The sequence below is a fragment of the Lentzea sp. NPDC020367 genome (assembly GCF_044387305.1).
GTDB lineage: Bacteria > Actinomycetota > Actinomycetes > Mycobacteriales > Pseudonocardiaceae > Lentzea.
This window is the reverse complement of record NZ_JBIRVV010000012.1, coordinates 110,509-133,504: the sequence shown is the minus strand read 5'-3', so window position 1 is coordinate 133,504 and position 22,996 is coordinate 110,509. Positions and strand designations below refer to the sequence as shown.

The following is a 22,996-nucleotide window of genomic DNA, read 5'->3' as shown; positions in this document are numbered from 1 at the left end:
CCAGCACGGCGAAGGCCACCCACTGCCGCACCCTGTCCCTGGTCGTACGCATCCCCAGCTCCCCTCGGTGGTGTCGCCACCGAGGGTCGTGAAGCCCGTCCCCACCTCGTCCCCACCGCGATCACAGGGCCGTGAACCTGCGCGAATTCTGTGTGAGACTGAATTCCCCTGACTGGTCCCCGGCGGAAGGGAGCGACGTGCAGACCGCGCTGTTCCCCCGCCCGCACCAGCTTCCCGCCGCCGTCGCCGACTTCGTGGGACGCGAGGAGCTGCTCCAGTCCGTCGTCGACCGGATCATCCCGTTTCCGCAGGTCGTGCTGCTGACCGGACCGGTCGGCACCGGCAAGACGACGCTCGCGGTGCACGCCGCGCACCGGGTCGCGAACGGCCACTTCCCGGACGGTCAGCTGTTCGTGCGGTTGCGCGGCACGACCCCGTACGAGGTGCTCGGCCGGTTCCTCACCGCGTTCGGACTGCCCGCTCCCGGCGATTTCGCCGCCCGGCTGAGCGCCTATCGAGACGCTGTCGTGCGCCAGTCGCTCCTGCTGGTGCTGGACGACGCGACGAGCGTCGACCAGGTGAAGCCGTTGCTGCCGCACGCGCCTGGATGCGCGGTGCTCGTGACTTCGCGGCACACCTTGAAGTTGCCGCACGTCGTCGAGGTCGGTCCGCTGGAACCCGCGCAGGCCATGATGTTGCTGGGCAACCAGATCGGCCCCGACCGGCTGGCCGCCGAGGACGCCGGAGAACTGGTGGCCGCTTCGGACTGCCTGCCGCTCGCGGTGCGGATCGCCGGCGCGGTGCTCGCGGCGCGTCCGCACTGGCCTCTCTCCCTGCTGACCGGTCAGCTGCGCGAATCGCGGCTGGAGTCCCTGTCGCACGGCGGTTTGTCGGTGCGGGCGAGGCTGGAGGAGACGGCGGGGGACCTGAGCCCGCACGCCCGCCGGTTGCTGGGCCTGCTCGCGGACGTGGGCGTGCGGCGGCTGCCGTCCTGGGCGCCGGTGGCGGCGTTCGGCGACGTGCGCGGACAGTCCGCTGTGGACGAACTGGTGTCGGCGCACCTCGTTTCGGTCAGGGCGGACGGCTACGCGGTGCCAGGGCTGGTGCGGGAGTTCGCGGCGGGCCAGTCCGCCGCCGGCGAGGCCCTGCGCCGCGTGCTCGGCGGCTGGCTGTACCTGCTGGACCAGGCCCGCACGGCGGTGTACGGCGGCGACTTCTCCGTCGTGCGCGGCTGTTCCGCCCGCGAGGTGGTGCGACCGGAATGGCTGCTGCGCAACGATCCGCGGGAATGGCTGGAGTCCGAACGCGAGAGCCTGTGCGACGCGGTCGAGCTGGCCGCCGCGGCCGGCCTGGACGAACCGGCCTGGGAGCTGGCGCACCGGCTGGTGACGTTGTTCGAGACGAGCAGCGGCTTCGAAGGCTGGCAGCACACGCACGACATCGCGCTGGCGGCGTGCGAGAAGGCGGGCAACCGGCGCGGTGCCGCCGTGCTGCACTGCTCGCTCGCGTCGTTGCACATCAGCCAGAGCCGCTACGACCTGGCGCACGAGATGACCTTGCTGGCCAAGGACTTCTTCGAGGACCACGACGACCTCGCCGGGCTCGGGCTCGTCTACCGCAACCTCGGCATCGTCGCCCGCTCGTCCGGCGAGCTCGTCGCCGCCCGCCGGTGGTACCAGCGCGCGCTCGCGGTCTACGAGCGCTTCAGCGACCCGGTCGGCGAGGCGTCCGTGCTCCAGAACCTCGCCCAGATCGACCTGTACGACGGTGACCAGGCCGGTGCCAGGGAACGCCTGAGCACCGCGCTGGCCGCGTGCGACGGCACCGGCCCGGCACGGGTGCTGGCGCAGATCAACTACCGCCTGGGCAAGCTGCTGGCCGTGGACGGGCGGCACGACGAGGCGTTCGACGTGCTGACCACCGCGCTCGACCTGGCCCGTGCCGCACGGGACCGTCGTGGTGAGAGTTTCGTGCTGTACGCGTTGGGACGCAACGAGTTCGTGCGCTGCCGGCTCGACCAGGCGCGCACCCTGCTGCGTGAGGCGGCGGTCATCTGCGAGGCGAACTTCGACCTCGTGGGTGCGGCCAGGGCCCGCCTGGAGCTGTCCCGCGTGCACCGGGCGTGCGGCGAGGTTCAAGCCGCCGACGAGTTGGAAGCGGCGGCCCGTGCGGTTTACTCGGAATTCGGCCTGAAACCCGTGCTCGGTGATTTGATCTTTCAGCCGTGAGACTGGTGTGAGGTATTGCTCCAACCGAGTGCTTGGCTCACCCGTAAGATTCCGTTAGGGTCGCATTCGCGGGCAATTGGCAGGGCGGACGACGTTATCAAAAATCGCCCGAAAATTGATCAAAAATTAGTCACTTGTTCGTTTGCAACCATGATGCTGCTCCGTCCGGGTGGTGCCTTCCACGGCAGGACCAGCCGCTGCTCACCCTGCGGGACGGTGTTGACGGAGACGTGTGCGTGCAGTGGTGCGGGGTCGGCCAAAAGGGGCTTGCGAGTCGTGAGAATCGGACCAGTCTTGTCTAATGGCATCGCCGGGATCCGTCCGGCGGACAGTGGCCTCGACACGGGGGTGGAACGCACCATGGGTGGTGTCCCTACGTTTCCCCACGGCAGACCACTGACGTGGGCGGACCTGGAGGCGATGCCTGATGACGGGCACCGTTTCGAACTCGTCGACGGGGTGCTCGTCATGAGCCCCTCACCCCGCCCCGTGCACCAGCGGGTGGTCGCCCGACTGCTGGTGGCGCTGACCGCTGTCTGCCCACCGGAGCTGGAGGTCCTTCCCGCTCCGGTCGACGTCGTGCTCGCCGACGACACGGTCTTCATCCCCGACCTGGTGGTGGGCCGCCGCGAGCAGTTCTCGAAGCAGGCGCTCATCGGACCGCCGGTGCTGGCGGTCGAGGTCCTGTCGCCGCGCACGCGACACGTGGACCTCGAACTCAAGCGGGCGAAGTTCCAGGAAGTCGGCTGCGAGAACTACTGGATGATCGACTACGACAGTCCGTGGCTGCGGTGCCTGCACCTGGAGAACGGCGTCTACGTCGAACAGGCGCGCTCCGACGGCGAAGAGATCATCGAACTGCAGTTCCCGTTCGCGGTGAAGCTGAGCGCCCAGTCACTGGTGCGCTGAGTGTTCGCCGGTCGGAATCGACTGGGCTGAACGGGCGACGTCGATCTACGAACGTGTGGATCAACGTTTCACCATCTGGCGTCCTCGCGCGGAGGGCTGGTTGCGTGCAACGCGACACGTCCACCGCGCGGAGGTTCACACCACATGCAGCCGTTCCAGCTGCCGGAGTTCTACACGCCCCATCCGGCCAGGCTGAACCCGAACCTCGAACGCGCCCGCGTCCACACACGGGCCTGGGCGCACGAGATGGACATGATCGACGTGCCCCAGCACGGGACGGTGATCTGGACCGACGACGACCTCGAGTCGCACGACTACGCGTTGCTCTGCGCGTACACCCACCCCGACTGCGACGGTGAGACGCTCGACCTCGTCACCGACTGGTACGTGTGGGTCTTCTACTTCGACGACCACTTCGTCGAGCTCTACAAGCGCAACCCGGACATCAAGGGCGCGCAGGCCTACCTCGACCGGCTGCCGTTGTTCATGCCGGTCAACGGCGTGATCACCGAGACGCCGACCAACCCCGTCGAGAAGGGCCTCGCGGACCTCTGGCGCCGCACGGTCGGCAAGCACTCGCTCGACTGGCGCGAGCGGTTCGCCGCCAACACCAAGCACCTGCTCGACGAGTCGATGTGGGAGCTGCACAACATCAGTGCGAAGCGGCTCAGCAACCCCATCGAGTACATCGAGATGCGCCGCAAGGTCGGCGGAGCGCCGTGGAGCGCGAACCTGGTCGAGCACGCGGTCGGCCTCGAGGTGCCGGCGTCCATCGCCCTGTCCAGGCCCATCGGGGTCCTCCGGGACACGTTCAGCGACGCCGTGCACCTGCGCAACGACCTGTTCTCCTACGAGCGCGAGGTGCTCGACGAGGGCGAGCTGTCCAACGGCGTGCTGGTGTTCGAGAAGTTCCTCGACCTGCCGACCCAGGACGCCGCGGAGGCCGTCAACGACCTGCTGACGTCCCGGCTGCACCAGTTCGAGCACACGGCGCTCACGGAGGTGCCGATCCTGCTGGACGAGCACGCCATCGACCCCATCGGCCGCGCGGCCGTCCTGGGCTACGTGAAGGGCCTGCAGGACTGGCAGGCGGGCGGCCACGAGTGGCACCTGCGGTCGTCGCGGTACATGAACATGGGGCTCGCTCCCGAGGCAACACCGTTCGGCATGTCCGCGGCGAACATCCTCGGCTCGTACGCCAAGACCATGCCGCAACGGCTCAAGCAGTTCAGCAGCACGCCGAAGGTCGTCGAGCCGTACACGCTGCCCGAGTTCAGGACGCCTTACACGCTGACCCTGTCGCCGCACCTCGACCAGGCCAGGGACGACGTCGTCGCGTGGGCCGTCGAGCACGGCATGACCGGCGAGGGCATCTGGGACGAGGGGAAGATCCGCGGGTTCGACTTCCCGCTGTGCTCGGCGGGCATCGACCCGGACGCGACGCCGCAGGAGCTGTTCCTGTCGGGCTGCTGGCTCACCTGGGGCACGTACGCCGACGACGCCTACCCGCTCTGGTTCGGCCAGACCCGCAACCTGCTCGGGCTGAAGACGCAGACGGCCCGGCTCAAGGCGAGCATGCCGCTGGACCTCGTCCAGACCGTCGTCCCGGCCAACGCGATGGAGGTCTCGCTCGCGAACCTGTGGCAGCGGACCGCGGGCCCCATGACCCCGGCGTTCCGCGCCACGTTCCGCGAGACCATCGACGCGATGCTCGACGCGTGGGTGTGGGAAGTGATCAACATGCACTTCAACCGCATCCCCGACCCCGTCGACTACGTGGAAATGCGGCGCAGCACGTTCGGTTCCGAGCTGACGACGTCGCTGTCGCGCTTCTCGCATTCCGCGACCGTTCCGGCGGAGCTGTGGGGAACGCGGGTCGTGCAGACCATGGAACGGTCGGCCATGGATTACTGCACGATGCTCAACGACGTCTTCTCGTACTTGAAGGAGATTCAGCACGAGGGCGAAGTGCACAACATGGTCCGCGTCGTCGAGAACTTCCTCGGGGTGTCCCAGGAACGTGCTTTCGAGATCACCTACGCGTTGATGGACGCCCGCCTCGACCAGTTCGTCAGGTCCGTCGACACCGACATGCCGAAGATGTTCGACGACCTCTCCCTCGACGCCGGCGCGCGCGAAGGGCTGACCCGGTACGCCGACGAGCTGAAGGACTGGATCGTCGGGATCATCCACTGGCACGAGGAGACCAGCCGCTACGACGAGGCCGGCGAGATCCCGGTGGTGTTCCACCAGGGCGCGTCGGGCATCGGCACGTCGGCCGCCCGGCTCCTCGTCCGGTAAGCCGCTGTCAGGCGCTGACCGCCGATGGTCAGTGGACGGTCAGCGCCTGCCCGCACCTTGTGAGCAACACCGACTCACAGGGGGCAACACCATGAAGAACGTCCTGATCTCCGGCGCCAGCATCGGCGGACCCGCACTCGCCTACTGGTTGCGCCACCACGGTTTCGACGTCACGGTCGTGGAGCGGGCCCGCGGCATGCGGCCCGGCGGCCAGGCCATCGACGTGCGCGGCCCGGCCCTGGAGGTCATCGAGCGCATGGGCCTCGGCGACCAGCTGAAGTCGTTCAGCACCAACATGCGCGGCATGAACGTGGTCGACGCCGACGGCAACGAGCTGTACCGCTCGACCACGCACACCCTGAGCGGCGGCGACCTGTCGAGCCCCGACGTCGAACTGCTGCGCGACGACCTCGCCCGGATGATCTTCGACGCGGTGGACGGCGTCGAGTACCTGTTCGACGACACGATCACCGCGATCGACGGCACCCGCGTCACGTTCGAAAAGGCGGCACCGCGCGACTTCGACGTCATCGTCGGCGCCGACGGCCTGCACTCCAACGTCCGCAAGCTCGCGTTCGGCCCCGAGTCGGACTTCATCACGCACCTCGGCATGAACCTCGCCGTCTTCACCGCGCCGAACTTCCTCGGCCTCGACCACTGGCAGACGTTCCAGCAGGGCGAGGTCGTCGGCGGCGGCATCATGAGCGCCCGTGCCAACGCGGAATGCCGTGTCTACATGGGTTTCAACGGTGTGACCGAGTTCGACTACCGCGACGTCGACGCCCAGCGCGCCCTGATCGCCGAGAAGTTCGCCGACGCCGGCTGGGCCTGGCCGACCGCGCTCAAGCACATGTGGGAGGCGCCGGACTTCCACTTCGACTCGATGAGCCAGATCCGGATGGACTCCTGGTCGCGCGGCAACGTCGTGCTGCTCGGCGACGCCGGCTACTGCGGTTCGCCGTTGTCCGGGCAGGGCACCAGCATGGCCCTGGTCGGCGCGTACGTGCTCGCCGGCGAACTCGCCAAGGACCCGTCGACCGCCTTCCAGCGCTACGAGGAGATCCTGCGGCCGTACGTGGTCGCCAACCAGGACATGGCGCTGAAGAACCAGGCCAACGGCGGCGCGCCCACCGACGAGTTCGCGGAGGTCGTCAACAGCCTCACCCTTCCGGCCTACTGACCAAGTCACGAGCAAAGAATTGGCTCAGACCATTGACGACAAAAGGGATGTTTGAGCAGGCTGGAGGCAGGGTCGCCGCCCCCGACTCGTGAGGAGGAGTCGTGAGAACTCGCGTTCTCGCCGCGGTCATCGCTGTCACGGCAGCGTTGTCCGTCAGCGCGCAGTCGCAAGCCGCGGAACCACTGCAGAGCCTGGTGCCGGTCCCGGTGTCGGTGCAGGCCAGGAGCGGTGTCACGCACACCCTGACGGCAGCCACGAAGATCTACACGGCCCCGGCCGCACGCGACGTCGGCACCTTCCTCGCCGGAGTCCTGCGGCCCTCGACCGGCTACGCCCTGCCGGTGTCCGACACGACGGGGACGCCGGCGGACGGCATCTCGCTCCTGCTCTCGGGCGCACCCGGCACGGTCGGCGACCAGGGCTACCAGCTCGACGTCGCCGCGAACAGCATCGTGTTGCGCGCCAACACGTCCGAAGGATTGTTCACGGGCGTACAGACGTTGCGGCAGCTGTTGCCCGCCAAGGTCGAGAGCACGACCGCGCAGGCCGGTCCGTGGACCGTGCCGGGCGCGTTGATCGTCGACTACCCGCGGTTCTCCTACCGCGGCGCGATGCTCGACGTGGCCCGTCACTTCCACCCGGTCTCGACGGTCAAGCGCTACATCGACCAGCTGGCTCTCTACAAGATCAATTACTTCCACCTGCACCTGAGCGACGACCAGGGCTGGCGGATCGTGATCGACAGCTGGCCGCGGCTCGCGACGTACGGCGGCAGCACGCAGGTCGGCGGCGGCCCCGGCGGTTACTACACCAAGGCGCAGTACAGCGAGATCGTGCAGTACGCGGCCTCGCGCAAGATCACGGTGATCCCCGAGATCGACCTGCCCGGCCACACCAACGCGGCACTGGCCTCCTACGCGGAGCTCAACTGCAACGGCCAGGCTCCGCCGCTGCGCACAGACATCGAGGTCGGCTACTCCTCGTTGTGCGTGAGCAAGGAGATCACCTACCAGTTCCTGGACGACGTGATCCGCGAGATCGCGGCGCTCACGCCCGGCCCGTACTTCCACATCGGCGGCGACGAGGCGCACTCGACGCCGGACGCCGACTACCAGACGTTCATGAACCGCACCCTGCCGATCGTCAAGAAGTACGGCAAGACCGCGCTCGGCTGGCACGAGTTCGTGAAGACCACGACCGACACCACCGCCATCCCGCAGTACTGGGGCACCACCACGTCCAACGCCGTGGTGCAGGCAGCGGCGGCACGCGGCCACAAGGTCATCATGTCGCCCGCGAACAAGGCGTACCTGGACATGAAGTACAACTCCAGCACGCCTTTGGGTCTGTCGTGGGCCGGTCTGATCGAGGTCCAGACCGCGTACGACTGGAACCCCGGCACGCACCTGAGCGGTGTGCCGGAGTCCGCGGTCCGCGGCGTCGAGGCTCCACTGTGGAGCGAGACGCTGGTGACCGGGCGCGACATCGAGTTCATGGCGTTCCCGAGGCTCGGCGCGATCGCTGAACTGGCCTGGTCGCCGTGGTCGACGCACAACTGGGACCAGTTCAAAGTTCGCCTGGGCAACCAGGGCCCGCGCTGGACGACCATGGGCATCAACTTCTACAAGTCCACCCAGGTGCCGTGGGACACCGGCGGCCCCGGTCCCGGCCCGTGCACGCAGCCGGCGTGGGAGCGCGACAAGGTCTACGTCGGCGGCGACGTGGTCTCGCACAACGGCCGCAAGTGGAACGCGCAGTGGTGGACGCGGGGTGAGGAACCAGGCACCACCGGCCAGTGGGGAGTCTGGCGCGACGCGGGCGTCTGCTGATTGAGTTGTGAGGGCCGCGGGACTCTTCCCGCGGCCCTCACGACGTTCCACGGGGGTCCTGATGCGCGTTCTGGTCACCAACGACGACGGCATCGACTCGCCGGGGCTCTACGCACTGGCCCGCGCGGCCTCGTCGCTCGGCTGGGACGTGCTGGTCGCGGCACCCGCGCAGGAGGCGAGCGGAACCGGCACCAGCGTCGCCTCGCACTCCGGCAGGGGCAGGATCGCGATCGAACGCCGGCAGACGGAGGGGTTCGAGGCGCTGGCCGTCGCCGGGCACCCCGCGCTGATCTCGTTCGTCGCCTGCCAGGGCGGCTTCGGCGAACGGCCTGACCTGGTGCTGTCCGGCGTGAACCTCGGTGCGAACACCAGCACCGGGATCCTGCACTCCGGCACGGTCGGCGCCGCACTCGCCGCGGGCGTCCGCGGGGTCTCGGCGATGGCGGTGTCGCTGGACGTGGCGTGGGACGGTACGACACCGCTGTGGGACACGGCGACCGACGTCGCACGGGCGGTGTTGCCGATGCTCGCGGAGATGCCGGCCGCGACCGTGCTCAACCTCAACGTGCCGAACACCGCCGCGGTGCGGGGCATCGAGTGGGCGAGCATCGCGCCGTCGAGTCCCTACGAGGTGCAGTTCGAGATGAACGGCGACGAACTGAAGGTGCGGGGCGCCAAGACCGGACTCGAACCCGTTCCCGGCACCGAGGTCGCGTTCCTGGCCGACGGTTACGCGGCGTTGACGCCGTTGCTCTCCGTCACCGCGGGCTCTGCCGAGGGCCTGCTTTCGCCGGCCTGGCCAGCGTGATCAGAAGCCCGATCAGGGCCGTCCGCACCTCGAGAAAACTTTCGGTCGTCACGTCGTTGAGCGAGAAAGCCAGCATCCCGAACGACAACAGCAGAAGAATCCCGTACATCCGCGCGAGGTCGAGCCGCCACGCCATCGCGACGCCCAGCGCCCCGACGCCGATCTGGATCACGTGGTAGTTCGGGTCCAATCCGAACACGTCGAACCATCCGAACGCGAGCTGCAGCAACCCTGCCGTGAGGGTGAGCGCCTGCGGCCTCGTGAACTCGAACTGATCGTTCAGCAAGGCCATAGGTCTCTACCCTTCGGATCGCCGCCAGACCGCGTCGTACTGAGCTTGTCGCTCGCGGTCCCGCACGGCGTTTCGATCCCGGCGACCCTGAGTCGCCGCCCCTCGTGGATACCCGTACTTCGTGAGCCGGTAGTCCACACTTTCGGGTGCGTAGGAGAGCGCGAAGTACAGTCCTACAACGAAACCGAGCGCTCCGCACGCAATTGCGAGTGGCCACGCCGAGCCGAGTCCGAAGACCAGTGCCAGCGTGATGGCCGTCGTCAGCGGCGTGACCTGCACGAGACTGCGCACCGTGAAGCGCATCAACCACTTCGGACCGGTCACGTCCTCGAAGACGAACTCCCGGTACTTCTGCGGGAGCCTGCCGCCCGCGTAGTACCAGAGCTTCAGCGCGGGGTTCATCGGACGGCCTTGGCGATCACCTTGTGCAGCACCTGGTTCAGCTGCGCGAGCTCTTCGAACGTCATGTCGAGCTGCTCCACGACCTTGAAGGGAATCTTCAGCGCTTCCTTGCGGAGTTCCTGCCCGGCCTCGGTCAGGGTGAGCGCGAGCGCGCGTTCGTCCGCCTTGTCCCGCTGCCGCTCGACGTACCCGACCGCCTCCAGCCGCTTGAGCAGCGGGCTGAGGGTGCCGGGGTCGAGTTGCAGGACGTTGCTCAGGTCCTTGACGGTGCGCGGCGACCGTTCCCAGAGCGCCAGCATCACCAGGTACTGGGGATGCGTGAGGTTCAGCGGCTCCAGGATCGGGCGGTAGACCGCGATCACCGTCCGGCTGGCCACGGCCAGCGCGAAGCAGACCTGCCGCTCCAGTTCGAGCGGGTTCTCCGGAATACTTGGTGTACTAATCATTGGTGTACACACTAACTCGGAGGCGCGTTCGGATCCAAGAGGTGTGGTGCAGGGCTCAGAGGTGGACTACTTCAGGGTTTCGGCGAGGACCTCTGCGGTGACGGCGGCGCCCGCGCGGGTCATCACGGTGCCGCCGTGGTCGACCTCGTTGATCAGCACGGGTTCGCGCAGCACGGGCAGGGCCGCGCGGAACTCCTGCGCCTGCTCGACGGAGTAGGCCGGCGGGCTGTCCGGGCCGGTGCTCCACTCGGCGTGCAGGAACCAGGTGGGCACGGTCAGTTCCCGCCAGCGCGACTTGCCGAAGATGACGTCGGTGGCGTCGGCGATCAGCGTGTCGGCCGGGAGCCGCAGGTGGCCGTCGGCGGTCAGGTCGTGGGCGAAGTAGTCGCGGACCAACGGGTCGGTGGCGTCGATCAGCGGGTTCGCCGCGGCCTGGACGGCGAGGTACTCGTCGACGGTCCAGGTGCGTTCGCGCGCGGCCACCTGTGGGGCGAACGCGGCCGAGAGCAGTTCCTCGGTCATCTGGGCGTGGGCGGGCATGGGGAAGCCGCCGTCCACGAGCACGAGCGAGCGCACGCGGTCCGGGTGGCGCACGGCCAGGTCGACGGCCACGTACGCGCCCATCGACATGCCGCACACCGTCACGGCCTGGAGGTCGAGGGCGTCGAGCACGCGGACCATGTCGTCGGCGTGCTGCCCGATGCCCGCGCCGGGGACCTCGAAGCTGTCGCCGCGACCGCGCAGGTCCGGGGCGATGAGGGAGAAGCGGTGTGCGGCCACCCAGTTCCACAGCTCACGGCTGCCGCTGACGCCGTGAATGGCCAGCACGGGCGGAGTGTCGCCGTCGTGGATCTCGACGGCCAGGTCGCCACCGTCTACCGGAACGAACATGCGGACTCCTTAGGCCTTGCCGGGGTTGAAGAGGTTCAGCGGGTCGAGCGTGTGCTTGATCGCCTGCTGCACGGCGTGGGCGCCGGGGCCGAGTTCGCGGATCATGCCGTCGCGCTTGAGCAGGCCGACGCCGTGCTCGCCGGTGACGGTGCCGCCGAGCGCCAGCGCCTGGTCGATGATGTCCTCGAACGCCGCCTGCGCCGCGATCCTGGCGTTGTCGTCGCCGGGCGGGGTGATCAGCAACGGGTGCAGGTTGCCGTCGCCGGCGTGGGCGATGGTCGCGATCCGGACCTGGTGGCGCGCGCCGATCTCCTCGATGTGCGCGAGCATCGCGGGGACCGCGGACCGGGGCACGCAGACGTCCTCGGTGAGCAGCGGGCCCAGACGTTCGAGCGCCGGGTAGGTGAGGCGGCGGGCGGCGAAGAGGGCTTCGGCCTCGGTCGAGTCGGTGGACCGCTCCGTCCAGACGGCGCCCGCGTCGGTGAAGGCCGCGACCAGGCCGTCGGCGTCGTCGGGCGTCTCGGCGCGGGCCAGCAGCATGGCCTCGGTGTCCGGCTCGATGCCGAGGTGCTTCCAGTCCTCGACGGCCTGCAGGCACGCGCGGTCGATCAGTTCCAGCGCGGCGGGTTGCAAGCCTCGGCTCGTGCTCAGCGCAACGGCCTGACCTGCGGCGACGAGGCTGTCGAACGCGCCGACGACGGTGCCGGCGGGACGCGGGGCCGGGCGCAGGCGGACGGTGATCTCGGTGACGACGCCGAGCGTGCCCTCGGAACCGACGAGCAGGCTGGTCAGGTCGTAGCCGGCGACGCCCTTGGTCGTGCGCCTGCCCAGGCGCACCGCGGTGCCGTAGTCGACGGGGCCACCCAGCACGGCTTCCAGGCCGAGCACGTAGTCGCGCGTCACGCCGTACTTCAGACAGCACAGGCCGCCCGCGTTCGTGGCGACGTTGCCGCCGATCGTCGACCACGGCGAGCTGGCCGGGTCCGGTGGGTACCAGAGCCCTTGCGCGGCAACGGCTTTCTTGAGGTCGTCGTTGACGACGCCCGGCTGCACCACGGCGAGCAGGTTGTCCCGGTCGATCTCGAGGATCCGGTCCATCCGGCTCAGGTCGAGGACCAGGCAGCCGTCCGTCGCGTTGGCGCCGCCGGACAGACCCGTGCCCGCACCTCGCGGCACGATCGGGACGTTGTGCTCGGCGCACGCTTTCACGGCCTGCTGTACGTCCTCTGTGGACTGTGGCCGCAGCGCCGCGTACGGCGTGCCCGCCGGTGCCCACTCGGCCTCGTCGTGACTGAGGCCGGCCAGCGTGTTCGGGTCGGTGATGAGGTTCGGCAGCTTCATGACCGCTCCAACGCGCCGTGCGCAGCCTTGTGCGCGACCCGTTCCAGTTCCGCGCCCCATTCGGCGGGCGTGGTGCCGGCGTGGATCGGGACCGCGCCCATGCCCGCCACCGCGAACCGGGCGAAGAGCACCAGGTCGAAGGCCTGGTCGGGGGAGGCGAGCGGGGGAGTCAGGATCGTCGCGATCTGCGCGGCGCCCGTGTTGAGCTCCTGCGTGCCGGTCGCGATGAGGTCCGGTTCCCTGACGATCACCGCGCGGCGGCCGAGTTCCAGCGCCCACTGCTCGGGGGTGATCGTGTCGATGGCCGTGCGCACGGCTTTGCTCAGTGCGGCAACGGGATCCGGGTCCGGGGTGAGGGCGCGGACGACCCGGCTGAGGAACGCGTCGTACCAGAAGATCGCGGCCTTGGTGCCGAACGTGCGGAACAGCGTGCGTTCGGAGACGCCCGCGCGGTCGGCGATCGCCTTGGTCGACGTGGCGGCGAAGCCCTGGTCGAGGCACAGGGCGATGGCCGCCTCCTGGATCGCGAGGCGGGTGCGCAGGTCCTTCGCGGCGCGCGTGGTCAAGGTGTCCACGTCGCCACGGTAGCGCGAAGTGTCAGTTACTGCCAGAAGTTCTGGCAGTAACTGACACTTTTTGGTGCTTTAGAGTGCGCGGACGGCCGCGCCGAGGCGGGTGATGCCCTCGTCGATCTGCTCCGGCGTGACGCCCGAGAACGCGAGGCGGAGGGCGTTGTCGCCGCCCTCGAGCAGGAAGTCCGAGCCCTTCACGAACTCGACGCCGTGCTCCTTGGCGACGGGCACCAGCTTGTCGATCGACACGCCCGGCAGCTCGACCCACATGAAGTAGCCGCCCTGCGGCGCGGTGAAGATGGCCTCCGGCAGCTCGCGCTGCAGCGCGGCGACGAGAGCGTCCCTGCGGGCGCGCAGCGCCGTGCGGACGTTCACGACCGACTCGTCGAGACGACCGGAGCGGCAGTACGAGTTCACGATCGACTGCGCCACCATGTTCGGCGAGATGTACGTGGTGGTGGCGATGTCCTGCACGGCCTTGATGACGGCCTTCGGGCCCACCAGGTAACCGCAACGGATGCCGGGCGCCATGGTCTTCGAGAACGACGACGCGTAGACGACCTTCTCGTTCTTGTCCTGCGAGAGCATCGTCGGCAGCGGCTCGCCCTCGAACCGCACCTTGACGTACGGGTCGTCCTCGAACAGCACGAAGTCGTACTTGGCCGCGAGGTCGAGCAGACGCGCGCGCTTCGCCTCGGACAGCGTGTAGCCGGCGGGGTTGTGGAAGTTCGGGATGATGTGCGCGAGCTTGGGGCGCACACCGCTCTCCAGCAGCTTCTCGAGCGCGTCGACGTTGATGCCGTCGGTCTCCAGCTCGATCGCGTGGATCTTGGCGCCGCGCTGGCGCAGGTTCAGCAGCGTGCGGTCGTAGGTCGGAGCCTCGACCACGACGTCGTCGCCCTGCTGGACGAGCAGTTCGAACAGGAACGCGTCGGCCTGCATCGAGCCGTTGGTGACGAGCACCTGCTCCGGCGCGACGCCGTGCTGCTCCGCGAGCCAGGTGCGCAAAGGCACGTAGCCGACGCTCGTGCCGTACGCGAAGGTGCCGCCGGGGTCGTCCGTGAAGGCTTTCTGCGCTGCTTCGCGCAGGCCTTCCTGGTCGATGATGTCGAGAGAGGGCGCTCCGCGCGTGAACAGGATCGAGGCCATGCGCGGAGCGTACAACTCCCACAATCTGGGCTACGGCCTATATACGTATGAGTTGAGCAGGCTCACCGCCGCCTGGGCATTGCCCAGGTGATAAAGATCGACTGCCAGGAAGTTCGGCTTCTTGCGCGCCGCGGGCTGGCAGAACTGCTGCGCGCGGTTCGCGAGCTTGCCGTTGTCCGTCGTGGCCGTGCTCGTGAACGGAACGTCCCGGAAGTGGTTCATCACGAACAAAGGCTGGAAGCTGCCCGTCGCGGTGAGCGGTTTTTCATCCCATCGGCTGTAACAGGACCAGTCGGAACTGCCCAGGCCCGAACCCATCGACCAGTAGTTCTCGACCGTCCAGTCCTTCTGGTAGAGCACGCCCGAGTCCTCACGCCCGTCCTTGCCGTGGTCGGTGAAGATGATCAGCCGCTTGTTGCTCGCCTGCAGCTGACTGCGCGTGGGCCACCCGTTCTGCTGCACGCCTTCCGCCCGGTACAGGACGTCGTTCAGCCCCTGCACCTTGCGCAGTTCGGCGCGCAACGTGTTCGCGTCGACGTAGTCCTCCAGGAAGACCGTGATGATCTCGCCGCGGTTGTTGCGCAGGAAGTCCACGATCCGCTGGACGTCGACGTTGAGCGCGACCGGCTTGCTCACGAGCGTGCAGCTGTTGTGGCACAGGATCGCGCCGTCCGAGGTCTGGTGAATGTCCAGCATGAAGCCCCGGACGCCGTCACTCAGCTGCTGCACGATGCCGCGCGTCTGGTTCTTGGCGAGGTCGATGAACGGCGGCGCGAACCCGCCGTCCACCCCGTTCGCATAGGCGTTGTGGGCGGTCAGGAACGTCATCTGGTCGAGCCGCGGATCCGCCGGCATCGCCTCGGTCTGACCGCTGACCGGCGTCAGGTACCAGCGCGACTCGCCATTCAGGCTGAAGAATTCCCATTGATCACCGAACTGACGGGGCTCGTGAACCGTATCCCCTTGTGAACACGAACCCATGGTGAGCTGACGGGTGATGCACTGACCCGGCGAGTCGGTGTTCTCGAACCTCCCGTCGCTCAGCCGCCACTGCTGGCGGTCCTCGTTGCCTTTGGGGCGGTGCAGCGCCAGTCCACTGCCGCTCTGGGCGACGTTGAGTCCGGTCCTGACACTGGTGACGTAGAACGTGCCCGCGGGAGCCGCGTCGGCGGTGGCGGGCACCAGGGGAAGTAGCAGCAGGGCTGCGATGGCAGGGAGGTATCGCATGGTGACCAGAGTCATCCATCGGGGTGAAACATGAAACGCTTTCAAGGGTGTGGACGTTTAACACTGTGGGTATCCCCAGCATCGTGAATCGCTCTTAACGGGCAGGGACACCAGGCGGGAACCGCCACCAGCACGTCGCAGGACAACTCCACGGCAGCCGTCGCCCAGCCGAAGGGTTAGGGCCGGTACTCGGGCGCCGCCTTCACAAGCCGCGCAGGGTTCGACTCCCTCGGTTGCCACTTGCTCCGGGTGCTTCCCGTGAGCGCGCGTCGTCGACATCCCGCGGCGGCAAGGCAGGCGTCGTGGCCGACGGGCCGCGGCGCCTGTGTCGTTTCAGAACGGCGGTTCGCCGCTGAACGTCGTGCCGGCGTCGCGCGGGGTGGTGCGGGATTTGCCCAGTGCGCGCAGCTGATCGCCGACGTGTCTCAGGCCCTCGCGCAGTTGGTCCTTGCTCGCCTCGGCCCGGCGGTCGACGCCCATGACGCCGTTCAGTTCGCTGTTGACCGCGCCGGGATAGCGGCCGGTCTCCGTCGCCAGCAGGAAAGCCGCCTTGTTGAGGGACTTCCGCAGGCTGTGCGAGGTGGTGGTCCTGGGCGCGGAGCGGCTGGGGCGCCAGGGGAAGAGCGCGGCCCCGCGTCGGGGGAGCGCAGACGCCGCCCGGTCCCGCCGTTCGCGGTTCGCACGGCAGGTCGTGCGTTCGGCCGGGGTCAGGTGGGCCCAGCACGCCATCGGGTCCGCGGTGGGATCGGCGGGGTCAGGTGCGCCCCAGTCCGCCGCGCGGGCCTCGCAGCGGCGGCCGTCCCTGCGCTGCCGGACGCACTGCCGCGCCGTCACCGCGCGGCCTGCTCGCGCGGCAGGCGATCGCGGCGTTCAGGGCAGCGTGAAGCAACGGAACACATGGGCGGTACCAGGCCTTTCGGTCGTCGTGGCTCTCCAAACGAGCTGATGTGTCCACGATGACAGAGGGGTCTGACACTCCCGAAAACCGTCCGGGTACAAAAGAAGCCCGCCCGGCACGAAAGCCGAGCGGGCCCCAAGAGCTGAATCAGATGGCGCGGACGTCCTGCGCCTGCGGCCCCTTCTGACCCTGGCCGATCTCGAACTCCACGCGCTGCTGCTCTTCCAGCGACTTGAAGCCCGAGCCGGAGATCTGCGAGTAGTGCACGAACACGTCCGGACCGCCGCCGTCCTGCGCGATGAATCCGAAGCCCTTCTCGCCGTTGAACCACTTCACGGTGCCCTGCGCCATACCGAATGCTCCCTAGATGTTGGTCCCTCGCCAAAGCGAGGTGCGCGGGCAGTCTGCCAGTCGACGGTCTCTCTCACATCGTGGTTAGCCCGGTGGTGTGACGAAGTAAGTTGAACGTGGTACCCCGAGAGGAGCAGGAATGACGAACTGGCTGGACGTCGCGCACGAGGTTGCGGCGACGCTCAGGTCCGACGCGGCGGACAGGGACCGGGCGAACCAGCCACCCACCAAAGAGGTGGAACTGCTCCGGCAGAGCGGCTTGCTGAACGTCGGCGACTGGACTCAGCAGCAGCGGATCGGCCGGATCATCGGGGCCGCCGACGCCAACGCCGGACACCTCCTCGGGTACCACTACCTGCAGATCTGGCGCAGCGGGCTGTTCGACGCGCCGTTCAGCGTCCGGCCGGACCAGTTCTGGGCCGGCGTCAGCAACCCGCTCGACGCGGCGCTCGAACTCAGCCCCGCCGCAGATGGTTTCGTCCTCAACGGTCGCAAGACCTTCGCCACCGGAGCCGCCGTCGCCGACCGCCTCGTGGTCAGTGCGACCCGCACGGACAACGGCGAGAAACTCACGTTCCTGCTCGACGGAAAAGCCGACGGAATCACCTACTTGGACGATTGGGACAACATCGGCCAGCGCCTCACCGCGTCCGGTGGTGTGACCTTCGAGAACGTCGCGGTCTCCGAGGTCCTCGGCGTCCAGCCGGCCAACGAGGACCCGCGCATCAGCCTCGCCGCGATCGGCTTCCAGCTCGTGCTGGCCCAGCTCTACGTGGCCATCGCGGAAGGCGCCCTGCACGAGGCCGCCGACTACACCCGCACCAAGACCCGCCCGTGGTTCGTCAGCGGCGTCGAGGCGGCCACCGAGGACCCGTACGTCGTCGCGGCCTACGGCGAGATGGTGTCGCAGACCAGGGCCGCGGGGCTGCTCGCCGACGAGGCCGCGCGGCAGCTCTGGGAGGCGTCCGAACTCGGCAGGCACCTGACCCCCGCCAAGCGCGGCGAGGTCGCGGTCACGATCTCCGAGGCCAAGGTCGTCAGCACCAAGCTCGTCAACGAGGTCACCAGCCGCATCTTCGAGCAGGTCGGCGCGCGCGGCACGGCGGCCAAGTACGGCGTGGACCGCTTCTGGCGCAACGCCCGCACGCTCACGCTGCACGACCCCGTCGTCTACAAGGCACGCGAGGTCGGCGAGCACTTCCTCACCGGCGCGCGCCCCGCGCACACCGGGTACAGCTGATGCAGCCGGTCCTCGCCGACTCGGTGAAGCTCACCGACGACGGCGTCCTGATCCTCGACCGGCGGCAGTTCCCGTTCGAACGGAACTGGGTGCTCTGCCGCACGGCCGAGGATGTCGCACGGGCCATCGAGGACATGGTCACCCAGTCCTCCGGCCCGTACTTCGCGGTGCTGTTCGCCATGGTGCTCAAGGCACGCACCCTCGAAGGCCTGCCGTTCGAGCACGCCCGCGCGCAGCTCGCGGACACCGCCCGGATGCTCGAGAACACCAGGCGCACCAACAACGCCCTGCGCAAGGCGACCAAGATCGTCCTCGAACACGTGGACGCCGCCCAGGACATCACGCACGCGTTGGGCGGCGCGGAGGAAGGCGACCGCCGGTACCGCGCCAAGAGCCAGGCGCTGGGCGAGCACACCGCGAACCTGCTGCCCGCCGACGCCACGGTCATGACCCACTGCTGGGCCGACCTGTACCTCACCGAAACGGTCAAAGCCGCGCAGGCGCAAGGCAAACGGCTCAGCTTCTTCTGCACCGAGACCAGGCCGTACCTGCAGGGAGCCCGGCTCACCGCGGAGACGTTGATCGAGATGGGCGTCGACACCACGCTCATCACGGACGGCATGGGCGCCGCCGTTCTGCAAAGCGGACAGGTCGACGCATTGGTCACGGCGGCCGATCGCGTCACCATGGACGGGCACGTCGTCAACAAGGTCGGCACACTGGGGCTGGCCGTGGCGGCGCACGCGTTCGGAGTACCGTTCCACGCCCAAGTGCAGGCACCCGATCTGCTGGCGCCGACGACGGAGCACGTCGAAATCGAGTACCGCGACGGCTCGGAAGTGTTGCAGGTCCTCGGCAGGCCCAGTGCCACGCCGAGGGTGAAAGGGCACTACCCGGCGTTCGACGTGACACCGCCGCGCTTCGTCACGACCGTGGTGACGGACCGGGGTGTCTACGACGCCGGTGCGCTCGACGAGTACTACGAGGGAGAACAGCGGTGAGCAAGTGGGTCGTGCTCGACATCGAGGGCACGCTGAGCGCGACGGACCAGGTGCTGGTCGTCCTCTACGACTACGCCCGCCCCCGGCTCGGGCCGTGGATCGAGCAGCACGGTGACGACCCGGTGGTCGCCGATGCCGTGCAGCAGATCAAGGAGCTCGCGGGCCACGACGACGTTGTCAAAGCACTGCACGACTGGATGGACGCCGACCAGAAGGTCACGCCGCTCAAGACGTTGCAGGGCCTCATCTGGCAGCAGGGCTACGCACAGGGCGACCTGGTGGCGGAGTTCTTCCCGGACGTCGTCCCCGCGATCCGCAAGTGGCACGACGACGGCGTGAAGCTCGCGATCTTCTCGAGCGGCTCGGTCGCGGGCCAGGTCGCGTTCTTCCAGCACACCACCGACGGCGACCTGACCCCGTTGCTGGAGCACCACTTCGACACGGTCAACGCCGGCCCGAAGCGCGAAGCCGCGTCGTACCAAAAGATCGCGGAGACGCTCCAGAGCGACGACATCACCTTCTACAGCGACGTTCCGGCCGAGCTGCACGCCGCGCAGGAGGCGGGCTGGAAGACGGTCGGCGTCGCCCGCGCGGGTGAGCCGTACGGCAACGCCGACTTCACCCCGCACCCCACGGTCTGGGAGCTGTCGTGACGGCGGAACTCGCCCGCGAGTGCGTCCGGTACGCCCAGATGGGCTGGATGCGCGGCACTTCGGGGAATCTCTCCGTTGTCCTGCAACGTGACCCGCTCCGGCTCGCGGTCACGGTCAGCGGCGTCGACAAGGGCGAGATCACCGCGGACGACAGCGTGGTCATCGACGTCGACGGCAACGCGGTGGACTCGCCGAAGGTCCCGAGCGCCGAGGCGGGCCTGCACGCGCGGATCGCTCACGTCGCCGGAGCGGGCGCCGTCGTGCACGTCCACGCGCTGGCAGCCGTTGTCGCGGCGGAACACTGGCCAGACGGCGTGGTGCTGCGAGACCTCGAGATGCTCAAGGGTTTCGGCCGCTACGACCACGAAGAGGTCGTCATCCCGGTCGTGAAGAACTCCCAGGACATGCTCGAACTGGGCGACGCCTTCGAGAAGGGCTTCGACCCGAAGGTCCCGGCGCTGCTCGTCGCACGTCACGGCGTGTACGTGTGGGGCGAGGACCTCATGCAGGCACGGCACCGCCTGGAATGCCTGGAGTGGTTGCTGCGCTTCAAGGTGGAGACGCGAGACATCTTTACGGGGAGGCACTCATGACGCTGTTGACCGTGTGGCCGGAAACCGGCCCCGAGGAGACCGTCCTGCGCACCACCGACGCCGAGGAGATCGCCACCGCGCTCAAGGAGCACGGCGTGCGCTTCAGTCGCTGGTCCGTTGTGGACGGTGTCACCGCCGAGAACGCCCTGGAGATCTTCGAGAAGGACATCGCCCGCGTCAGCGAGACGGAGGGCTACGGCTACGTCGACGCGATGGAGATGACCCCGGCCGACACCGACGAGTACCGCGCGAAGGCCGTCGAGTTCCGGAACAAGTTCCTCGCCGAGCACACCCACGACGACGACGAGGACCGCTACTTCGCCCGTGGCGCAGGGGTTTTCTACCTGCACATCGGTGACAAGGTCTACGCGGTGTTCTGCACGGCCGGCGACCTGCTGAGCGTTCCGGCGAACACGACGCACTGGTTCGACATGGGCACGACCCCGGATTACGTCTCGGTCAGGTTCTTCCACGACGACGACGGCTGGATCGGGAACTTCACCGGAAGCGACATCGCGACGAAGTTCCCGACGTTCGACGAGCTCCGTTCAGGAATGCCAACTTCTCGGCCTTGAGCCGAGTCGCGTTCCTCGTCCACCGCTGGCTGCGATGTGCGGGCCGCATCTACCTGCAACTGTTCAGGCAGTTGCAGGTAAGGGCACGTTGGCGAGTACCCACGCACGCCGCGCCCGATCACGGACGTTCACGGCTGCGACGACGTCGGCGGGCCCAGCGAGGCCGCACCGGCGACAAGAGAACCAGTCTCTGGAAGGGCGATTCGAGCGAGAGGTGTGCTTGCACCTGGGGCACATCTGCGAGGTGTAGCGGGCGTCCACCAGCAACACCGGCACGCCAGCCCGGCGGGCTTTGTAAGTGATGTGCTGTTCGAGTTGGTAGAACGGCCACGAGGATTGTGTGGCTCGCTGGTGCCGGGCGACCGTGACCCGGTCGCGGATGCCGTGGAGTTCCTCCAAAGCGATACCGCGACCGGTGCGTTCGGCAACAGCCACAATGTCCTTGGCGATGCGGTGGTTGACGTGCGTGGCGTGACGCGCCTCTTTGCGCGCACGCTCCTTCAGCCGACGGTTCGCTGACTTCGTCCGCTTGGCCTGAAGTTCGGCGCGTTTGCGGGCATGCCAACGGCGGTACCGGCTGAGGCGGTTGCCCTGGAAGTTGTCCAGATCCGAAGTGGTGGCCAGATTGACGATGCCACGATCGACGCCGATCCAGTCGCCGGGTTCGAATGGGGGTGGCTCGGCCACGTCGCAGGTGGCGATCAGGAACCACTTGCCGTCGCGGAACAGCAGATCCGACTCTCCCCGGCGGTGAGCGCGCAGCATCGCGTGCTGGTCAGCGGAGCTCGCGAACCTGAGGTTCTTGAGTCGTCCGGCTTTGGTCCAGATCGACACCGAGTGCGCGTCGTATTGCCACGAGAGGCACCGATCGTCGAACGGCTGTGCCGCCGTTTCCCGGAACACGATCGGCTTCGACTCTGCCTTGAGCCTGCGCTTGGATCCTGCGCTACCGAGGTTTCCCGCTCGGATGGCGGCGTGCATGGTGGTGTAAGCATCGACAACTTTCTTCACGACTCGTACCGCGGGCTGGGCTGACAGTCCGAACTGATCTTTGATCTCGCGGTAGCAAAGTCTCTGCAACTCGTTGCGCGACTTCACGTTGCGCTCGAAGGCGAGCCGCGATGTGTGGTTCGCGGCCTCATTGCAGGCGTGCAGGGTTGCCGCAAGTGCCTTCGCCTGGAGTGGCGTCGGCAGGAGCTTCACCTGCACCGCGAGTTTCATGCCGACAACCGTACCGAACGTGTGTTCGAGCGACTCCGCCACCTCGCATTCATCAGTGGTCACGGATTCAGGAATGTGAAAAGTTCGCCCATCTGAACATTGTTCCGGAATTTGAACGAAGTATTGATTCCCTCCGGCCTCTGACCTCACAGTGGTACAGACCACTTATCGAAGGTCGGAGGGATTCATCGTGGAAACCCCTGCACTCCACACGCGACGATCCGTGCTCGCCCTCGCGTTGACCGCACCCCTGCTCGTTGCCCCGGCGGCTCAGGCCCTCGCTCAGCCGCCGTCCGCGCAGTGGGTCTCGGCGCCGTACACGTACACCGTCCAGAAGCCGTACAACCTGGCGCTGAGCAGCCGTTACAAGCTCGAGGGCGGCGTCCACACGATGTGGGTGTACGACTACGACCAGCCGCACACCCAGGGCAGCCCGACGGATCCGCGCACCGAGATGCGCTTCAACCAGGAGTACTCCAGCGGTTCGCGCGCCTGGGAGGGTGAGATCTACATCCCGGCCGGCGTCAGCGGCCCGACGGTCGTGCAGATCCTGCGCGGCAGCCGTCCGGACGGCACCCGCGCCACCGACGTGATGCTCAACGTCGCCAACATCAACGGCGGCACCCTGCGCAAGGACAGCGACCAGGTCATCGCGACCGGCATTTACAACAAATGGTTCAAGATCCGCGTGGAACACACCGCGGTCGCGGGTGGCCGGGGCACCGTGAAGACCTACTACAACGGTGCTCTGAAACTGACCCATCAGGACGAGGGCCCGGCGACGCGCTATTTCAAGAACGGCGTCTACCACCACGGCAGCGGCCGCGCGGAGGCCCGTTTCCGCAACATCACCTACTGGCGTCAGTGACCCTTCTCCCGAGGCGACCCT

The 22,996-nt window shown here is 67.9% G+C and carries 23 protein-coding genes; 12 read left to right on the top strand and 11 right to left on the bottom strand.

The genetic code is table 11. The features are described from left to right. The first annotated feature begins 197 nt into the window (after positions 1–197). From ACH413_RS36645 to surE, 6 genes are all read left to right on the top strand, one after another. Complete coding sequence (locus tag ACH413_RS36645) at positions 198–2,228, top strand: tetratricopeptide repeat protein (protein ID WP_360039967.1); 2,031 nt, start codon at positions 198–200, stop codon at positions 2,226–2,228. A gap of 360 nt (positions 2,229–2,588) precedes the next feature. Continuing rightward, positions 2,589–3,137: a Uma2 family endonuclease gene (locus tag ACH413_RS36640; RefSeq protein WP_093599297.1), complete on the top strand. Its 549-nt coding sequence runs from the start codon at positions 2,589–2,591 to the stop codon at positions 3,135–3,137. 144 nt (positions 3,138–3,281) lie between these two features. Continuing rightward, positions 3,282–5,438 carry a germacradienol/geosmin synthase gene (locus ACH413_RS36635; protein WP_360039970.1) on the top strand — a complete coding sequence of 719 codons (2,157 nt, stop codon included), beginning with the start codon at positions 3,282–3,284 and terminating at the stop codon, positions 5,436–5,438. 91 nt (positions 5,439–5,529) lie between these two features. Then, entirely contained in the window at positions 5,530–6,618 is a 1,089-nt protein-coding gene (locus ACH413_RS36630; protein ID WP_360039973.1) for an FAD-dependent monooxygenase, read from the top strand. Positions 6,619–6,719: 101 nt separating this feature from the next. Continuing rightward, a complete protein-coding gene (locus ACH413_RS36625; RefSeq protein ID WP_396425434.1) occupies positions 6,720–8,447 on the top strand; it encodes a family 20 glycosylhydrolase in 1,728 nt (575 codons plus the stop codon). Between the two features lie 61 nt (positions 8,448–8,508). Next, positions 8,509–9,255, top strand: coding sequence for a 5'/3'-nucleotidase SurE (gene surE, locus ACH413_RS36620; protein ID WP_360039976.1), 747 nt, complete (start codon positions 8,509–8,511; stop codon positions 9,253–9,255). On the opposite strand, the gene ACH413_RS36615 is transcribed toward surE, so the two are convergent. The 10 genes from ACH413_RS36615 to ACH413_RS36570 form a co-directional block, all read right to left on the bottom strand. After that, the gene (locus ACH413_RS36615; RefSeq protein ID WP_360039979.1) at positions 9,206–9,547 is read right to left on the bottom strand and encodes a hypothetical protein; all 342 of its coding nucleotides are present in this window, start codon (positions 9,545–9,547) and stop codon (positions 9,206–9,208) included. The genes surE and ACH413_RS36615 overlap by 50 nt on opposite strands. A 6-nt stretch (positions 9,548–9,553) precedes the next feature. After that, on the bottom strand, positions 9,554–9,949 hold the full coding sequence (locus ACH413_RS36610) for a DUF5313 family protein (RefSeq protein ID WP_360039982.1): 396 nt from the start codon (positions 9,947–9,949) through the stop codon (positions 9,554–9,556). Further along, on the bottom strand, positions 9,946–10,395 hold the full coding sequence (locus ACH413_RS36605; RefSeq protein ID WP_319978024.1) for a MarR family transcriptional regulator: 450 nt from the start codon (positions 10,393–10,395) through the stop codon (positions 9,946–9,948). The genes ACH413_RS36610 and ACH413_RS36605 overlap by 4 nt, the downstream gene beginning before the upstream one ends. 66 nt (positions 10,396–10,461) lie before the next feature. Then, positions 10,462–11,286 (bottom strand): alpha/beta hydrolase, encoded by an 825-nt coding sequence (locus tag ACH413_RS36600; protein WP_360039986.1) that lies wholly within the window; start codon positions 11,284–11,286, stop codon positions 10,462–10,464. 9 nt (positions 11,287–11,295) lie between these two features. After that, positions 11,296–12,627, bottom strand: a complete 1,332-nt coding sequence (locus tag ACH413_RS36595; protein WP_360039989.1) for an FAD-linked oxidase C-terminal domain-containing protein — start codon at positions 12,625–12,627, stop codon at positions 11,296–11,298. Next, positions 12,624–13,202 carry a helix-turn-helix domain-containing protein gene (locus ACH413_RS36590; protein WP_360039992.1) on the bottom strand — a complete coding sequence of 193 codons (579 nt, stop codon included), beginning with the start codon at positions 13,200–13,202 and terminating at the stop codon, positions 12,624–12,626. The genes ACH413_RS36595 and ACH413_RS36590 overlap by 4 nt, the downstream gene beginning before the upstream one ends. 69 nt (positions 13,203–13,271) lie before the next feature. After that, on the bottom strand, positions 13,272–14,348 hold the full coding sequence (locus ACH413_RS36585) for a PLP-dependent aminotransferase family protein (RefSeq protein ID WP_360039994.1): 1,077 nt from the start codon (positions 14,346–14,348) through the stop codon (positions 13,272–13,274). Positions 14,349–14,378: 30 nt separating this feature from the next. Continuing rightward, on the bottom strand, positions 14,379–15,575 hold the full coding sequence (locus ACH413_RS36580; protein ID WP_360039997.1) for a PI-PLC domain-containing protein: 1,197 nt from the start codon (positions 15,573–15,575) through the stop codon (positions 14,379–14,381). A gap of 333 nt (positions 15,576–15,908) precedes the next feature. Continuing rightward, positions 15,909–16,409, bottom strand: a complete 501-nt coding sequence (locus ACH413_RS36575) for a hypothetical protein (RefSeq protein ID WP_360040000.1) — start codon at positions 16,407–16,409, stop codon at positions 15,909–15,911. 211 nt (positions 16,410–16,620) lie between these two features. Continuing rightward, positions 16,621–16,824, bottom strand: coding sequence for a cold-shock protein (locus tag ACH413_RS36570; RefSeq protein ID WP_030479286.1), 204 nt, complete (start codon positions 16,822–16,824; stop codon positions 16,621–16,623). 139 nt (positions 16,825–16,963) lie between these two features. On the opposite strand from ACH413_RS36570, the gene ACH413_RS36565 reads away from it, so the two are divergent. From ACH413_RS36565 to ACH413_RS36545, 5 genes are read left to right on the top strand one after another with little or no spacing between them, the layout of a single operon-like run. Then, positions 16,964–18,064, top strand: coding sequence for an acyl-CoA dehydrogenase family protein (locus ACH413_RS36565; RefSeq protein ID WP_360040004.1), 1,101 nt, complete (start codon positions 16,964–16,966; stop codon positions 18,062–18,064). Further along, positions 18,064–19,065, top strand: coding sequence for a s-methyl-5-thioribose-1-phosphate isomerase (locus ACH413_RS36560; protein WP_360040007.1), 1,002 nt, complete (start codon positions 18,064–18,066; stop codon positions 19,063–19,065). Before ACH413_RS36565 ends, ACH413_RS36560 begins: the two co-directional genes overlap by 1 nt. Next, positions 19,062–19,718 carry an acireductone synthase gene (gene mtnC / locus ACH413_RS36555; protein ID WP_360040010.1) on the top strand — a complete coding sequence of 219 codons (657 nt, stop codon included), beginning with the start codon at positions 19,062–19,064 and terminating at the stop codon, positions 19,716–19,718. Before ACH413_RS36560 ends, mtnC begins: the two co-directional genes overlap by 4 nt. Continuing rightward, positions 19,715–20,311 carry a methylthioribulose 1-phosphate dehydratase gene (mtnB, locus tag ACH413_RS36550; RefSeq protein WP_360040013.1) on the top strand — a complete coding sequence of 199 codons (597 nt, stop codon included), beginning with the start codon at positions 19,715–19,717 and terminating at the stop codon, positions 20,309–20,311. Before mtnC ends, mtnB begins: the two co-directional genes overlap by 4 nt. Then, entirely contained in the window at positions 20,308–20,886 is a 579-nt protein-coding gene (locus ACH413_RS36545; RefSeq protein ID WP_360040016.1) for a cupin, read from the top strand. Before mtnB ends, ACH413_RS36545 begins: the two co-directional genes overlap by 4 nt. A 63-nt stretch (positions 20,887–20,949) precedes the next feature. Here ACH413_RS36545 and ACH413_RS36540 read toward each other — a convergent pair whose 3' ends face one another. Then, positions 20,950–22,170, bottom strand: a complete 1,221-nt coding sequence (locus ACH413_RS36540) for a transposase (protein WP_360040019.1) — start codon at positions 22,168–22,170, stop codon at positions 20,950–20,952. A gap of 127 nt (positions 22,171–22,297) precedes the next feature. Here ACH413_RS36540 and ACH413_RS36535 point away from each other — a divergent pair, with 127 nt between their 5' ends. Next, entirely contained in the window at positions 22,298–22,975 is a 678-nt protein-coding gene (locus tag ACH413_RS36535) for a polysaccharide lyase family 7 protein (RefSeq protein ID WP_360040022.1), read from the top strand. The last annotated feature ends 21 nt before the right edge of the window (positions 22,976–22,996 follow it).